The organism is Cyanobium sp. Alchichica 3B3-8F6 (assembly GCF_024346435.1).
Lineage (GTDB): Bacteria > Cyanobacteriota > Cyanobacteriia > PCC-6307 > Cyanobiaceae > Cyanobium_A.
Map to the genome: position 1 here is coordinate 15,456 of NZ_JAGQCZ010000002.1, position 14,336 is coordinate 29,791.

Here is a 14,336-nt window from a genome sequence, read left to right on the forward strand (position 1 = left end):
GCCCCGTGATCGACAACGGCCTGCTGGTGCAGATGCTGCTGGGCGCCCTGCTCGGCCTTTCGGTGTACCTGCCGCTGGCGGCAGGGCAGCTGTCGCTGGCCACGCCAGCCTTCTATGCGGTGGGCGGCACCCTGGCGGCTCTGCTCTCCACCCGCTGGAGCGCCCTCGGGGCCACCGCCTCTGGCGGGTTTCCGGTGCCCTCGTTGCTGCTGGAGCTGGTGCTGGGGGGCCTGCTGGCCGGGCTGCTGGCCCTGCTGGTGGGGCGGCTGGTGCTGCGGCTGCAGGGGATCTACCTGGCCATTGCCACCATCGCCCTGGTGGAGATCGTGAGGGTGGCGATCCTGAATCTGCCCTTCACCGGCGGAGCGGTGGGGATCTTCGCCATCCCCCAGCCCTTCGCCACCGCCGCCGGCTACCTGCTGCCGGCCCTGGCCCTGCTGGCGCTGGCGGGCTGGCTCTGCCAGCGGCTGGAGGGGATGCCCCTGGGCCGTGCCATGGCCGCCATCCGCGACGACGAACTGGCCGCCCGCTGCATGGGCATCGACACCACCCGGGTGAAGCTCACCGCCTTCGTGCTCAGCGCTGTGCTGGCCGGCAGCACCGGCGCCCTGGCCGCCCACTTCCTCAACACCTGGAATGCCCGCCAGGGCTCCTTCGACGCCAGCATCACCACCTTGGCCTTTGTGATCCTGGGCGGCTCGCGCACCTGGCTGGGCCCGGTGGTGGGCGGCCTGCTGCTCACGGCCCTGCCGGAGCTGCTGCGGCCCGTGGGCGATGTGCGCCTGGTGCTGTTCGGCCTGGTGATCCTGCTGGGGCCGGTGCTGGCCCCCCAAGGGCTGATCACCCCGGGGCTGCTGGAGCGGCTGGGCCGCTGGGGCGAGCGCCGTGGTGGTAGCCCAGCCGAGGAGGTCAAACCATGAGCCAGCCACTGCTGGAGGTGATGGATCTGAGCCGCCGCTTCGGCGGCCTGCTGGCCCTCGATCGGGTGAACTTCGCCGTGCAACCCGGTGAGATCTTTGGACTGATCGGCCCCAACGGCGCCGGCAAAACCACCCTGTTCAATCTGATCTCGGGCGTCACACCGCCCAGCAGTGGCGCGGTGCTCTGGCGCGGCGGCGCCATCACCGGCCAAGCGCCCCATCGACTCAACCGCCTGGGCCTGGCCCGCACCTTCCAGAACCTGCGCCTGTTCGAGGGCCTCTCGGTGCTGGACAACCTGCTGGTGGCCCTGCAGCGCCGCCCGCGCAGCAGCGTCATCGGGGGGGTGCTCAACAGTGCCAACCACCAGCACGCCGAACGCCAGCGGCTGGACACGGCCTGGCAGCTGTTGGAGGAGCTCGGGCTCAGCGCCCTGGCCGAACGGCAGGCGGGCACCCTGGCCTATGGCGATCGGCGCCGGCTGGAGATGGCCCGGGCCCTCGCCACCAGCCCCGAGTTGCTGCTGCTCGATGAGCCCGCCGCCGGCCTCAACCCCGCCGAAAAAGACCAGCTCTGCGAGCTGATCGGCGCGCTGCGCCAGCGCCACCAGCTCACCGTGATGATCATCGAGCACCACGTGCCGCTGCTGATGCGCCTGTGCGACCGCCTGGCCGTGCTCGATTTCGGCGTGCGGATTGCCCTGGGCACGCCCGCGGAGGTGCGCCGCAACCCCCAGGTGATCGAGGCCTATCTCGGCACTGGAGGCAGTGCCTCATGAGCACGCCGCTGCTGCAACTGCGGGGCTTGCGCGTGCGCTACGGCAGCGTGCAGGCCCTCAGCGGCATCGATCTGACCGTGCACCAGGGCGAGCTGGTGACCCTGCTGGGCTCCAACGGCGCCGGCAAGAGCACTACCCTGCTGGCCATCTCGGCCCTGGTGCCGGCCAGCGCAGGGCAGATCCTCTGGCGCGGCGCTTCACTGGCGGGGGTGCCCGCCCATCGCCTGCTGAAGCTGGGCATCGGCCACTGCCCCGAGGGCCGGCGGGTGCTCGGCCGTCAAAGCGTGGCCGACAACCTGATCCTGGGCGCCTACCTCCGCCGTGATCGCGCCGGCATCGCCGCCGACCTGGAGCGCTGCTACGGCCTGTTCCCGCGGCTGGCAGAGCGCCGCCAGCAGCTGGCCGGAGCCCTCTCCGGCGGCGAACAGCAGATGCTGGCGATTGCCCGGGCGCTGATGGGCCGGCCCGCGCTGCTGATGCTGGATGAACCCAGCCTGGGGCTCGCACCCAAGCTGGTGGGCGAGGTGATGCAGGTGCTGGCACAACTCCACCAGGACGGCCTCACCCTGCTGCTGGTGGAGCAGAACGCCCAGGCGGCCCTGGAGATCGCCGACCGCGGCTATGTGCTCGAAGCCGGCCAGCTGACCCTGGAGGGGCCCGCGCGCGAATTGCTGGCCAACCCGAGCCTCAGAGCGGCCTACCTGGGCGCGCCGTAAAGGTCGCGCCCAAGCAGGTTGTCGTCACTCGTTATCGCTGACACCAAAGCAATGCATCAGCGCATCGCCCCAGCTGTTGATCCCGGCGAGCTCATGGTCCTTGGCGCTGCCCAGGGCCTTGGCGTGCTCGCGCAGCAGCACAGTTTTGTCGATGGCGTGGCCATGCTCCGAGGCGAGGGCAACGATGTCATCAACCCCGGCAGCGGCATGCAGCTTGTCGCGCAGGGCGACGTCATCAGCCACGCGGGCCACAAAAGCCTGGATCGATGCAACAGACATGTCGGTGTCCACAATCAGCCCACCTCTAGCAGGCCAAACCGGCCCGGGATCGATACCTTGAAGCCACTGTTTTGGGAATGATGGCCCGCGAACGCTTCTTCCTGGAACTCGAGCCCCCCGATCAGAGGCTGAAAACCCTTCCCCATGTGGTGATCGTGGGCGGCGGCTTCGCCGGGCTCAAGGCCTGCCACGCCCTGATCAATCAACCGGTGCGGGTCACCCTGGTTGACAAGCGCAACTTCAACCTGTTCCAGCCGCTGCTCTACCAGGTGGCCACAGGGCTGGTGTCAGAGGGCGACGTGGCCTCGCCGCTGCGCCAAATGGTGGGCCAGGCCCCGAATGTGCAGGTGCTGCTGGGTGAGGTCAAAGAAATCGACACCCAGGCGAACCAGATTGTCTTCAACGACCGCCAACTGGCCTACGACCACCTGATCCTGGCGGCGGGCTCCGGCAGCAGCTACTTCGGCCACGACGAGTGGCGCGAGTCGGCGCCGCCGATGAAGATCCTCGAGCACGCCGATGAGATCCGCCGCCGGGTGCTGCTGGCCCTTGAAGAAGCCGAGCAAACCCCCGATCCGGCCCGGCGGGCCTTTCTGCAATCGGCCGTCGTCGTGGGGGGCGGGCCCTCGGGCTGCGAACTCTCCGGCTCCCTGATGGAGCTGATGGCCCATGCCCTGGGCCGCGACTTCAAGCAGCTGGATCCTCGCCTGTGCAAGGTCACCCTGGTGGACCCGGGCGACCGGGTGCTGCGGGCCATGGACCCCAGCCTGTCGGCAGCCGCCGGCAGCTACCTGCAGTCGGCCGGGGTGGAGCTGCTGCTGGGCGGGCGGGTGCAAACGATCGAGGCCGGCAAGGTGGTGGTGAACACCGCCGATGGCCCCCGCAACCTGGAGGCCGCCACCATCTGCTGGACCGCCGGCGTGCGGGCCTCCCATCTGGGCCAGGTGCTGGCCGATGCCAGCGGTTGCACCGTCGACCGGGGCGGCCGTGTGGTGGTGGAGCCCGACTTCTCGGTGCCGAGCCATCCGGAAATCCGGGTGATCGGCGACCTCTGCGCCTACAGCCACACAGCGGACGGCAAACCTCTACCCGGCATGGCCGGGCCCGCCGTGCAGATGGGTGGCTGGGTGGCAGCCGACATCGTGGCCCAGATCCAGGGCCGCTCCCACAAGGCGTTTGCGTTCACCGATTTCGGCACGATGGCGGTGCTGGGTCCACTCCATGCCGTCGCCGACCTCCGCGGCCTCAAGGTGAGCGGCCTACCGGGCTGGATTCTCTGGGGCCTGGCCCACCTGATGTTCATGCCCGCCAATGAAAATCGATTGACCCTGCTCACCAAATGGTTGTGGGCGATCGCCACCCGTCAACGGGCCTCGATGCTGATCACGGGCCGTCCGAATCAGCACCTGAACGTGGAGGTGGGGCTGGAGGAGCAGACTCTCGCTCCGTGAGCAGGGCCTGCTCCTCCTCACTCTGCAGGGTGTAGCGGCTGATCAACAGACCCATCACGATCGCCAGATACAGCGGGCCACAGATGCTGAGCGCCACACTCGCCATCTGGGCCGGTGGGGTGCCTGGAATGATGTCGCCGTAGCCAACGGTGGTGAGGCTGACGAACGCGAAGTAGTGGATCCGGGTGAAGTCGAGGCTCCACACCTGCAGCCCCGCGGCATTCAGAGGCAGCTGACTGAGCACCAGCTCCCGCCCTCCTTGCGACTCGTTAAGAAAACTGCCCGGCGCCACCGTTTCCATCACGCCAAACAGCAACCCACCACTAATACCGAGCAACAGGTAGCCCGCCACCGCACCCGACAGCACGGGCATGCCGATGCGGGTTTCCTGGGCCAGGCAGATCAGCAGCCGTTTGAGGCTCCAAAAGATGAAGAGCGTGATCACCAGCAACACCGGAAATCCAACGAACGCAAAGGTGGTGGGGCTGGCCATCCAGATGAGCTGAAAGACAATCCCGGCCAGGCCGCTCCAGCGGTAGAGGGTGTCGCTCCAGTGGCGCCGGGTTTGGTGTGGGCGAACGGGCTGGCCCAATTCAACGGCCAACAGCCCGATCAGCACGGCCGTACCGGACAGCGCCAGACGGCGGAACGGATAGGGCAACGGCATGGAGGCCATCACCAGCAGGGACACCACAAACACATGGCGATAAAAGCGGTGGCGGCGCCGCATCAGGCCCTCCAGCGGAAACGTCCAAGAATCAGGCCAATCAAAATGGCCACATAGAGCTGGCCCACCACGGTGATCACTGTGGTCACCACCTGACCGGCCACATGGCTGGTCTTGAGCACCGTGGTGCCGATGGTGGTGAGCATGGTGAAGGAGGCCGCCATCAGCGCTGGGGCTACCGCCACGTTCGCCCCCGACGACGGCAGTACCGGCGGCAGGGACGTGAGGTCGAACGCTGCCGGATGCAGCACCCACAGGGCCGTGAGCAGCAGCCCCCCCGCCAGCCCCACCAGCAGATAGCCCGATGCTGCCCCCATCACCACCGACACCGTCACAAACGGCTCGCGGATCAGGGTCTTGACCTTGCGGATCACCGCAAGCAACAGAAAGACCAGCCACACGATGACGTGGGGGATGGTGAACGCACGGCCCAGCAGCGGCATCCCATTCAGGGCGACATGCCAGACCACTTCAAGAGCGATCGCCAGTCCACCGAGGCCATAGATCAGCGGACGGGTTTGGCGCAGCGGTGAATAACGGCTCACAAACACCATCAACACCAACGCCAGCACGATCAACATCGCTGACAGCAGCCAGAGATGAACCTGCGCCAGTGGCAACAGCAGCAGCAGGGCCACCTCCACCGCCAGGGTGATCAGATAGCCCCGATGCCGGTTGCGCAGTCGCGAGATGTCGGCTCGTGTCAGGCGCATCCTGACCTCTCCGGTTCAGCGGCAGCTCACAGACCCGGGCTGCTCTGCATGATGCCGCCGTCGGCGAAGATCGTGGTGGCCGTGATGTAGCTGGCGGCATCGCTGGCCAGGAAACCCACCACCCGAGCGATCTCCTCGGGCTGGGCCATCCGCCCCAAGGGAATGGCCGCATCGAGCTTGGCCAGCAACTCCGGATTGTTCATGGTGGAGTCGTTGATCGGCGTGGCCACGGCGCCGGGGCCCACATTCACCATCGTGATGCCATGGGAAGCCAGTTCCAGCGCGGCGGTACGCGTCAGCATGCGCACCCCTCCCTTGGCACAGCAATAAGGAGTGTTCTCCGGCATGGGCCAGTCCTCGTGCACCGAGGAGATGTTGATGATCCGGCCGCCGCCGCCTTGGGCAATCATCTGCTTGGCGGCGTACTGACAGGCAAAGAAGACACCACGCAAATTGACGTTAAGTACCTTGTCGAAATCATCGGGTGTGGTGTTGAGGATCGAGGTGCGGGTCTCGACGCCGGCATTGTTCACCATCACATCGAGGCGGCCGTATTTGTCGACTGCCGCCTGCACCAGCCGCTGCAAATCATCCAGGTTCGACACATCAGCCTGAACGCCAAAGCTGCTGCCCCCATAGCTGCCGATTTCGCGCTCCAGCCCCTCTGTCGCCTCTGGATGGGAGCGGTAGTCGATCACCACCTTGGCGCCGAGTTCAGCCAGGTTTTCCACGATCGCCTTGCCGATGCCGCTGTTGCCACCGGTCACGATGGCCACCTTGCCCTGCAGGAAAGTGGAGAGGCTCTGGCCAGCCAGGGGATTGGTGCTGGAGCTGGCAGTCATGGAAGGAATCGGTGGAATGGTTGCAGGGTAAGCAGCTCGGCGCGCTCGCGCCGCAGGCTGAAACACGTCCATCACAAGTGGGTGACAGAAGGAGCGCCTTCACTACGGTGAATGGCACACCGACCGCTCACCATGACCCCGCTTGCTCGCAGGGCGATTCACAGTGATCGATTCCCGAAGCCTGTGGCCTCCTACAGCCAGGGATTCCAGGTGGGCAACACGTTGTTCATCACCGGTCAGTTGCCGGTGGATCCGCTCACCAGCAACAAGGTTGGCGACGGCGACATCACCCTGGAAGCCCGGCAGGTGATGCGCAACATGATGGCGGTGCTGGAGGAGGCGGGGTTCTCGGCCGGAGATGTGGTGAGTGCCGTCGTCTACCTCACCGACATCGACACGCTCGACACCGTGGATGCCGTCTGGCAGGAGTTCTTCACCGACCCCCAGGCCTACCCGTCGCGGGCCGTGGTGGAGGTGTCAGCCCTGGTGCTGGGCATCCAGCTGGAAATCTCCGCCATCGCCATCAAAGACTGATCGTCACCTCCCATGCCGGATCCCAACCAGCCAGCCTCGCTGCCCTACTGGCACCTCTGGACCGACGACAACGGCATCAGCCGGCAGACCCTCTGCACCATGGCTCCGTACACCCTGGGGGTGCTGGGTCCGAATGACTCCCCCCAGTGGAGCCTGGACCTGATCAAGGAAGGCAATGCCTTTCTCACCCTGCTGCCGGTGGGCTGGACTGCCGACTGGCACGAAAACCACATCCCCAAGTGGATCTACGTGTTGCGCGGCAGCTGGTCGGTGGAAAGCATGGATGGCCAGAAGCAGGTGTTCGGCCCCGGGGAGTTCTCCTTCGGCGGCGACCAGCAATGCATCGCCATCGCTTCGGGAGCCAAGGGTCATCTCTCGGCCCAGGTGGGCGATGAACCCTGTCTGCAGCTGATCATTCAGCGCAACGACAACCTATGGACCGGGGTGCGGCCCGGCTATTTCGCGTGAGCCAACCCTCTGAATGCACGGTGAGCTTCGATCGGCGCTTCGACGCGCTGGTGCTGTTCAACGCCGATCTGGAGTTGCTGGCCGACGGCTTTCGCTGGGTGGAGGGCCCGGTGTGGTTCGGCGACCACAACTGTCTCCTGTTCAGTGACATCCCCAACAACCGCACCATGCGCTGGAGCCCCGAGCACGGGGTGAGCGTGTTTCGGGAACCCTCCGATTACGGCAACGGTCAGATCCGTGATCGCCAGGGCCGCCTGATCACCTGCCACCACGCCAGCCGCTGCCTCACGCGCCTGGAGACCGATGGCACGGTCACCATGCTGGCCAACCAGGCCCATGGCAAGCGCCTCAACGCCCCCAACGATGTCGTCGTGAAGCGCGACGGTTCGATCTGGTTCAGCGATCCCCTCTATGGGCTGCTCAACGACTACGAAGGCGGTCGCCAACCGTCGGAGCAACCACCCGCCCTCTACCGCCTCGATCCCAGCACCGGTGCAGTCACCGTGATGGCCAGCGACTTCGATGGCCCCAATGGCCTCGCCTTCTCGCCGGATGAGCGCAAGTTGTACGTGGCTGAATCGGGCGCCGCTGGCGTCGCCGAACCGCGGCAGTACATCCGGGTTTTTGATGTAGCTGCAGACGGCCGCAGCCTCTCTGGTGGGGAGATCTTCCACAAGGTCACCCCTGGCTGGGCCGACGGTTTCCGCGTCGACGAACACGGCAACCTCTGGTGCGGTGCCGCCGACGGGGTGCACTGCATCGCCCCAGATGGCACCCTGCTGGGCAAGGTGTTGGTACCCCACCGGGTCTCCAACCTCTGCTTCGGCGATCGGCACCACAGCCGCCTGTTCCTGTGCGCCTCCAAGGCGATCTACGCCCTGTTCACCAATACCCGTGGCGCCCAGGCGCCCTGACGTTCTTCCCCACCATGGCCCGCGACCAACTCGAAGCCTTTCTGACCACCGTCAAGGGGGATCCAGCCCTGCTGGAGCGCTTCACCACTTGCCCCAACCTCAACGCCATCGCCGAGCTGGGGGCGACCATGGGCTACAGCTTCAGCGGCGTGGAGCTGGTCCAGCACCAGGCCGAAGCCACCCTGAAGCTCTCAGAAGCCGACCTGGAGGCCGCCGCCGCTGGCGTTGAACTTCAGGGGCACCTGTGGCTGGCAAAAATCGTCTGGAGCTGATGCGTCACCAACCCCACCTCGAGCTCGCCGACTGCCGCTCGATTGTCGCGGCCAGCCACCTGGCGGCCGACCAGCATCAGGCCTGCGTGTCGATCGCCGTCGTTGATGCTGGCGGCCACCTGCTGGTGCTCGAGCGCCGCGATGGATCCAGCCCGGCCAGCGCCGAGGCCGCCGTCGCCAAGGCCCGCATGGCAGCCCTCAACGGCAAGCCCACCGCGGCCCTGGAGGCCAGCATCAACGGTGAGCGGCCGGCGCTGCTGCAACTCGCAGGGCTCTTCGGACAACCAGCGGCCGCCATGGCTGGTGGCCTGCCCCTGCTGCAGGAGAACAGCTGCCTGGGAGCGGTCGGCGTGTCCGGCATGACGCCCGAGATCGACAGCAGCATCGCCGCCGCTGGTGCCCATGCCCTGGACACCTAACGATCGACAGCTCCTGCGCCATGGCTCTCCAGACTCCCCAAATCAGCAGCATCGGCTTCACCACAGCCAACGCTGAAAGGGCTGCCGATTTCTTCGAAACCAACCTGGGCTTCAGGCGTAGCGAAAGCCTGCTGGTGGAAGCAGGCCCCTATGCCCAGCTGGTGGGCCTGCCCGGCTCGCGGTTGAAGCTGGTGCAACTGCACCTGGGCGACGCCACCCTCGAGCTCACCGAGGTGCTGAGCCTGGGCGACGGCCTGCGGCCTGGGCGCCCGATTCCGGCCGATTCCCGCAGCTGCGACCTCTGGTTTCAACACATCTGCATCGTGGTGAGCGATCTGGACGCCGCCAGCGCCAAGGCGCGCCAGGCGATTGCCAACGGCTCCCTGGTGGAGGTGTCCACCGCCCCCCAGACCCTGCCGGCGTGGAACACCGCCGCCGCCGGCATCCAGGCCTTCAAGTTTCGCGATCCGGAGGGGCACAACCTGGAGCTGCTGCAGTTTCCCCCCGATAAGGGCGAGGCCCGCTGGCATGCCCCCCCGCCAGCCAGCGCCCCCTTCCTGGGGATCGACCACAGCGCTCTCTCTGTGGCCGACACCCCGCGCAGCTGCCGCTTCTACGACACGCTGCTGGGCCTGAAGCTGGGCGGCGATGGAGTGAACAGCGGCCCCACCCAGGATGGGCTCGATGGCCTTCAGGACACCCGGGTGCGCATCACAGGCCACCGCTGCCCCACGGGCGCCGGCGTGGAATGCCTCAATTACCAGCCCCCCAACAGCGGCAGACCCAGGCCCGCGGATCAGGGGGCCCAGGACCTGGCCCACTGGCAGATCCGCCTGCGGGTTGCCGATCTGGATCGCATCGCCACAGCCGCGGAGGCCTTCGGAGGCCAGGTGCTCCATGGCGGCGTGATTGCGCTGGGCGACCAGGCCGCCTTGGTAGGCAGCGAGCGCGCCCTGCAGCTGGCCGACCCCGATGGCCACCAGCTGCAAGTGATCCAGGGTTAGGCCGGTAACTCCACCACCAGCACCCGAATCGAGCGGGGGGCTACCTCGCAGTGATCCCCAACCACGGGCGGGCCGTCGCCCCAGCCCACAACATCGCCAGGGCTCGGCTGGGCCGTGTCGATCCAGTGGCGCCAAGGCTGGGAACCAGCATCGGCGGGGGGCAGCCCAAAGTCCAGCGGTTCCCACCAGGCATTGGCCATCAGATGCCGGCGGTAGCGATGGCAACTGCTGGTGATGGTGACCGCAAAGGAACGGGAAGCATCGCTCCAGTCGGGCTGACCCGGCACCACCCCATGCCAGGTCACCTGGTTGCGCAGGAGCAGATCCTCGAGCAACAGCTCCTGCCCCTCGAGCACAACATCACGACGGCTCCGGAAGGCGATCAACTGCTGCACGAAGCGCCGCAGATCTCCATGGCGCTCCACCAGGCTCCAGTCGAACCAACTGATCGGGGCGTCCTGGCAGTAGGCGTTGTTGTTGCCCTGCTGGCTGCGGCACACCTCATCCCCCATGCCCAGCATCGGGGTGCCATCCGCCAGCAACAACAGGGTGAAGAAGTTGCGCATCTGCCGCTGGCGCAGGGCCAGCACATCCGGATCCTGCGTCAGCCCTTCAACGCCACAGTTCCAGCTGGCGTTATCGCTACTACCATCACGATTGGCCTCGCCGTTGGCTTCGTTGTGTTTGGCGTTGAAACTCACCAGATCCGCCAGGGTGAAGCCGTCGTGGCAGGTGATGAAGTTGACGCTGGTCTCCGCCCGGCGATGCTCATAGCCGTAGATGTCGGGACTGCCGATCAACCGCTGGCTGACCTGGGGCACCATTCCCCCATCGCCCTTGAGGAACCGGCGCACATCATCCCGGAAGCGTCCATTCCACTCCTGCCAGTTGTCGCCAACGAAGCGACCCACCTGATAGAGCCCGGCCGCATCCCAGGCCTCGGCGATCAACTTGATGCCGGCTAACACCGGATCGGTGTCGATATCCCAGAGAATCGGCGGCAACGGTGAGGGCTGACCGGTTTCGTCGCGGGCGAGCACCGAAGCCAGATCGAAACGGAATCCATCCACATGCATGTGTTCCACCCAATAGCGCAGGCTGTGGCGGATCAGCCTCCGCACCACCGGATTGTTGGCGTTGAGGGTGTTGCCGCAGCCGGTGTAGTCGGCATAACGGCTGGGATCTTGATCCAGCAGGTAGTAATCGGCATTGGCAATCCCCCGATAGCTGAAGGTGCGGCCGGTTTCATTACCCTCAGCCGTGTGGTTGAACACCACATCGAGAATCACCTCGATGCCGGCGCGGTGCAACGCCTTCACCAGATCCCGAAACTCGTCGAGGGGGCCCAGGGGATCGCAGCGGGTGCTGTAGCCGTGATGGGGCACAAAGAAGGAGATCGGCTGGTAACCCCAGTAGTTGGGCAGCCCCGCTGGCGCGTCGTGGACATCGAACTGGAACACCGGCAACAGCTCCACCGCCGTGATGCCCAGCTCCTGCAGATAGGGAATCTTGTCGATCAGACCGGCATAGGTACCGGCCTTCGGCGCGGCCACTCCCGAGCTGGGATCAGCCGTGAAGCCCCGCACATGCAACTCGTAGATCACCGTTTCCCGGGCCGGACGGCGCAGGGGCTGGTCCCCCTCCCAGTCGTAGCCATCGGGATCGACCACCACACTTTTCATGGCACCGGCGGAGTCGCTCGGCATCGCCAGAGCTAATCCGTAGGGATCGATCAGCAGCAGGGAGGGATCAAAGCGCAAACCCCGCGATGGATCCTGGGGGCCATGCACGCGGTAGCCGTACACCTGGCCCGGTTGCAGCCCCGGCAGCCAGGCATGCCAGTAGTGGGAGGTGCGGTGCTGCTCTCCTTCAAGCTGCACCACCACAGCCGGCTCATCATCGTCCGGGCGATCAAACAAACACAGCTCCACCAGGGTCGCGTCCTTGGCATAGAGGCTGAAGTTGACGCCGCCATCACCCGGCGTGGCCCCGAGCGGAGCGCTGGATCCAGGGGCAGGCGTGCATCGGGCAGGGGGCGCGGAAATCACCATGGGTGCTGCCGGCACGACCGGATCTGGAGCCTGTGACGATCATGGCCAGGGTTGACTGAACTGGGTACGTTGAGCCCACCTTGCAGCCCAGAATCAATGGAGATCACCGTGGTGGAGCTGTTGGTGCCGGCGGCACCATCCACCCTGGCCCAGGCATCTCTGCTGATCCTGCGGCTGTTCCTGGGGATCTGCTTCATTCGCCACGGTTGGCCCAAACTGCGCAACCTCAAAACCTGGGCCACGGCGATGCAGACCCCCGAGTGGCTGTGCTTTCTCTCCGCTGCTTCGATGTGGGGCGCGGGCATCGCCCTGATTCCGGGCTTGCTCACCCCCCTGGCGGCCCTGGCCATCCTGGTGTCGATGGCCTATGCGGTGGTTGTGGAGCTCAAGGCGGGCTTTCCATTCATCGGCCCCGACCCTTACCAGATCCCCCCAGGCGATTACGCCGGCCCGATGGGGGTGGGTGACCCCCCCAGCTGGGAGAAGGCCGCCATGTATGTGGTGATGTGTGCGGTGCTGGCCAGCTGCGGTGGCGGCCTGTTCTCCCTCGACAACCTGCTGATCGCTGATCTGCTCAAAACGATGCTGGCCTGATCTCAGCGGCTGAGCCGCTCGCGCAGATGATCGCCCACCCGCAGGGCATTGGCGATGGCAGTGAGCGAAGGGTTCACCGCGCCGATGGTCGGCATGAAGCTGGTATCAACCACGTAGAGGTTGTCGAGGTCGTGGGCCTTGCAGTTGAGATCGAGCACTGAGGTGGCCGGATCACTGCCGAAGCGGCAGGTGCCAGCCTGATGGCCCACCGCCGCGATCGACATGTCGTTCTTGATATAAAACTGCCGCTCCACCAGGTGATTTTTGAGATAGAGCCGGTCGAGCATCCCCGTAAGCCGGCCGTAGAGTCGCTGGGCCGCCGTCTGGTTGTTGGGCGTGTAGGCCAGATGAATCTGACCCTCGCCATCCACGGTCACGCGGTTGTTGGGATCGGGGAGGTCTTCGGAGGAGATCCAGAAATCGAGAGCATGTTCGGCGATTTTGTCCATCGACCAACCCGGCATCAGAAAGGTTTCCAGCGGCGCATAGCCCTTCATGATCGTGCCGTTGGTCTTCCCCGTCATCTGGATGTTGCCCATCGGGTAGTCAAAGTCGGCATCACCGAGATACCAATCATTGATCGAGATGGTTTTCTGAAACACGGTGGTGTTCGGCTCATGGGCCAGGGCCACCATGGCCTTGCTGTTGTGGAACATGTAATGGCGCCCCACCTGGTCGGAGCTGTTGGCCAGCCCGCGGGGATGCTTGTCGTTGGCTGACATCAACAGCAGCCGGGCGCTGTTGGCAGCCCCACAGCTCACCACCACCACATCCCCACGCACGGTCATCGGTTGGCCATCGCGCTCCAGCTCGACCGCCTGCACGCTGCGGCCGGAGGGGTCGGTCTGCAGACGGCGCACATGGGCCCGGGTCAGCAGCGACACGTTCGGCGCTGCCAGGGCCGGCCGCATCCCCAGCACCTCCGCATCGGATTTGGCGTGCACCAAACAGGGGAAGCCATCGCAGCAATTGCACTTGCGGCAGCGGCTGAAGGGCATGTTGGCCTCATCCAGCATCACCCCACTGGGGGCATGGAACGGATGCAATCCGGCCAATCGCAGATCATCCACCAACTGCTGGATGCGGGGCTCATGGGCCACCGGCGGATGGGGGTACGGACCACTGCAGGGGGGCTCGGTTGGATCTTCCCCCCGCTGGCCGTGCACGTGGTACATCTCCTCGGCCCGCTGGTAATAGGGCTCAAAGTCGCTGTAACGCAGGGGCCAGGCTGGCGAAATGCCGTCGAAATGATTGAGCTGCTCAAAATCCTGCTGGCGCAGCCGGAAGTGAGCCGCGCCATATATCTTCGTGGCTCCACCCACGAAGTAATGGCTGCCGGGCTGAAACGGCTTGCCGTGCTTGTCGTGCCACACATCCTTGGACACGTAGCGCCCCTTCTGGAACACCTCCTCCGCATCCCAGTTCTGGGGCTCCTGGGGCAGCCAATCGCCCCGCTCCAGCACCAGAATCTTCAGCCCGCTGGGAGCCAGATGGCGCGCCAGGGTGCCACCACCGGCACCACTGCCAATGATCACCACATCAAAGTGGGCCCCATCGGCCACCTCCAACTGACCAGCTGCCGGCAACGGAGAGATGGCCAGGGAAGGACCGGGAAGCTCGCTGTGATGGGAGGCGTGGGTCATGGCTGAGCTGGAA

Annotated in this window: 17 protein-coding genes; 11 read left to right on the forward strand and 6 right to left on the reverse strand. The window is 65.8% G+C overall.

Translation table 11 applies throughout. The features are described from left to right. Positions 1-5: 5 nt before the first annotated feature. From KBY65_RS01845 to KBY65_RS01855, 3 genes are read left to right on the forward strand one after another with little or no spacing between them, the layout of a single operon-like run. Positions 6-920, forward strand: coding sequence for a branched-chain amino acid ABC transporter permease (locus KBY65_RS01845; RefSeq protein ID WP_233128640.1), 915 nt, complete (start codon positions 6-8; stop codon positions 918-920). Further along, entirely contained in the window at positions 917-1,696 is a 780-nt protein-coding gene (locus tag KBY65_RS01850; protein WP_255000336.1) for an ABC transporter ATP-binding protein, read from the forward strand. The genes KBY65_RS01845 and KBY65_RS01850 overlap by 4 nt, the downstream gene beginning before the upstream one ends. After that, a complete protein-coding gene (locus KBY65_RS01855) occupies positions 1,693-2,412 on the forward strand; it encodes an ABC transporter ATP-binding protein (protein ID WP_094561039.1) in 720 nt (239 codons plus the stop codon). The genes KBY65_RS01850 and KBY65_RS01855 overlap by 4 nt, the downstream gene beginning before the upstream one ends. Before the next feature lie 24 nt (positions 2,413-2,436). On the opposite strand, the gene KBY65_RS01860 is transcribed toward KBY65_RS01855, so the two are convergent. Beyond that, on the reverse strand, positions 2,437-2,691 hold the full coding sequence (locus KBY65_RS01860; protein WP_254987714.1) for a Nif11-like leader peptide family natural product precursor: 255 nt from the start codon (positions 2,689-2,691) through the stop codon (positions 2,437-2,439). Between the two features lie 80 nt (positions 2,692-2,771). On the opposite strand from KBY65_RS01860, the gene KBY65_RS01865 reads away from it, so the two are divergent. After that, positions 2,772-4,142 (forward strand): NAD(P)/FAD-dependent oxidoreductase, encoded by a 1,371-nt coding sequence (locus tag KBY65_RS01865; RefSeq protein ID WP_094561081.1) that lies wholly within the window; start codon positions 2,772-2,774, stop codon positions 4,140-4,142. Here the strand turns inward: KBY65_RS01865 and KBY65_RS01870 are convergent. From KBY65_RS01870 to KBY65_RS01880, 3 genes are read right to left on the reverse strand one after another with little or no spacing between them, the layout of a single operon-like run. Then, positions 4,075-4,872 carry a potassium channel family protein gene (locus tag KBY65_RS01870; RefSeq protein ID WP_255000337.1) on the reverse strand — a complete coding sequence of 266 codons (798 nt, stop codon included), beginning with the start codon at positions 4,870-4,872 and terminating at the stop codon, positions 4,075-4,077. The genes KBY65_RS01865 and KBY65_RS01870 overlap by 68 nt on opposite strands. Further along, positions 4,872-5,582: a hypothetical protein gene (locus KBY65_RS01875; protein ID WP_094561033.1), complete on the reverse strand. Its 711-nt coding sequence runs from the start codon at positions 5,580-5,582 to the stop codon at positions 4,872-4,874. The genes KBY65_RS01870 and KBY65_RS01875 overlap by 1 nt, the downstream gene beginning before the upstream one ends. Before the next feature lie 26 nt (positions 5,583-5,608). Then, the gene (locus KBY65_RS01880) at positions 5,609-6,424 is read right to left on the reverse strand and encodes an SDR family NAD(P)-dependent oxidoreductase (RefSeq protein ID WP_094561031.1); all 816 of its coding nucleotides are present in this window, start codon (positions 6,422-6,424) and stop codon (positions 5,609-5,611) included. A 132-nt stretch (positions 6,425-6,556) separates the two neighbouring features. Here KBY65_RS01880 and KBY65_RS01885 point away from each other — a divergent pair, with 132 nt between their 5' ends. From KBY65_RS01885 to KBY65_RS01910, 6 genes are read left to right on the forward strand one after another with little or no spacing between them, the layout of a single operon-like run. After that, entirely contained in the window at positions 6,557-6,958 is a 402-nt protein-coding gene (locus KBY65_RS01885) for a Rid family detoxifying hydrolase (RefSeq protein ID WP_255000338.1), read from the forward strand. A gap of 12 nt (positions 6,959-6,970) precedes the next feature. Next, positions 6,971-7,426, forward strand: coding sequence for a hypothetical protein (locus KBY65_RS01890; protein ID WP_094561027.1), 456 nt, complete (start codon positions 6,971-6,973; stop codon positions 7,424-7,426). Continuing rightward, on the forward strand, positions 7,423-8,340 hold the full coding sequence (locus KBY65_RS01895) for an SMP-30/gluconolactonase/LRE family protein (RefSeq protein ID WP_233128639.1): 918 nt from the start codon (positions 7,423-7,425) through the stop codon (positions 8,338-8,340). Before KBY65_RS01890 ends, KBY65_RS01895 begins: the two co-directional genes overlap by 4 nt. A gap of 14 nt (positions 8,341-8,354) precedes the next feature. Continuing rightward, entirely contained in the window at positions 8,355-8,612 is a 258-nt protein-coding gene (locus KBY65_RS01900; RefSeq protein WP_255000339.1) for a Nif11-like leader peptide family RiPP precursor, read from the forward strand. Continuing rightward, a complete protein-coding gene (locus tag KBY65_RS01905; protein ID WP_094561021.1) occupies positions 8,612-9,031 on the forward strand; it encodes a GlcG/HbpS family heme-binding protein in 420 nt (139 codons plus the stop codon). Before KBY65_RS01900 ends, KBY65_RS01905 begins: the two co-directional genes overlap by 1 nt. Before the next feature lie 20 nt (positions 9,032-9,051). Further along, a complete protein-coding gene (locus KBY65_RS01910; RefSeq protein ID WP_094561019.1) occupies positions 9,052-10,035 on the forward strand; it encodes a VOC family protein in 984 nt (327 codons plus the stop codon). Here the strand turns inward: KBY65_RS01910 and KBY65_RS01915 are convergent. Next, entirely contained in the window at positions 10,032-12,086 is a 2,055-nt protein-coding gene (locus KBY65_RS01915; protein WP_094561017.1) for a glycogen debranching protein, read from the reverse strand. The two genes, KBY65_RS01910 and KBY65_RS01915, sit on opposite strands and share 4 nt — an antisense overlap. Positions 12,087-12,182: 96 nt before the next feature. Between KBY65_RS01915 and KBY65_RS01920 the strand changes: the two genes are divergently transcribed. Then, complete coding sequence (locus tag KBY65_RS01920) at positions 12,183-12,680, forward strand: DoxX family protein (RefSeq protein ID WP_094561015.1); 498 nt, start codon at positions 12,183-12,185, stop codon at positions 12,678-12,680. Positions 12,681-12,682: 2 nt separating this feature from the next. Here KBY65_RS01920 and KBY65_RS01925 read toward each other — a convergent pair whose 3' ends face one another. Beyond that, entirely contained in the window at positions 12,683-14,323 is a 1,641-nt protein-coding gene (locus KBY65_RS01925; protein ID WP_094561013.1) for a GMC family oxidoreductase, read from the reverse strand. Positions 14,324-14,336 lie beyond the last annotated feature (13 nt).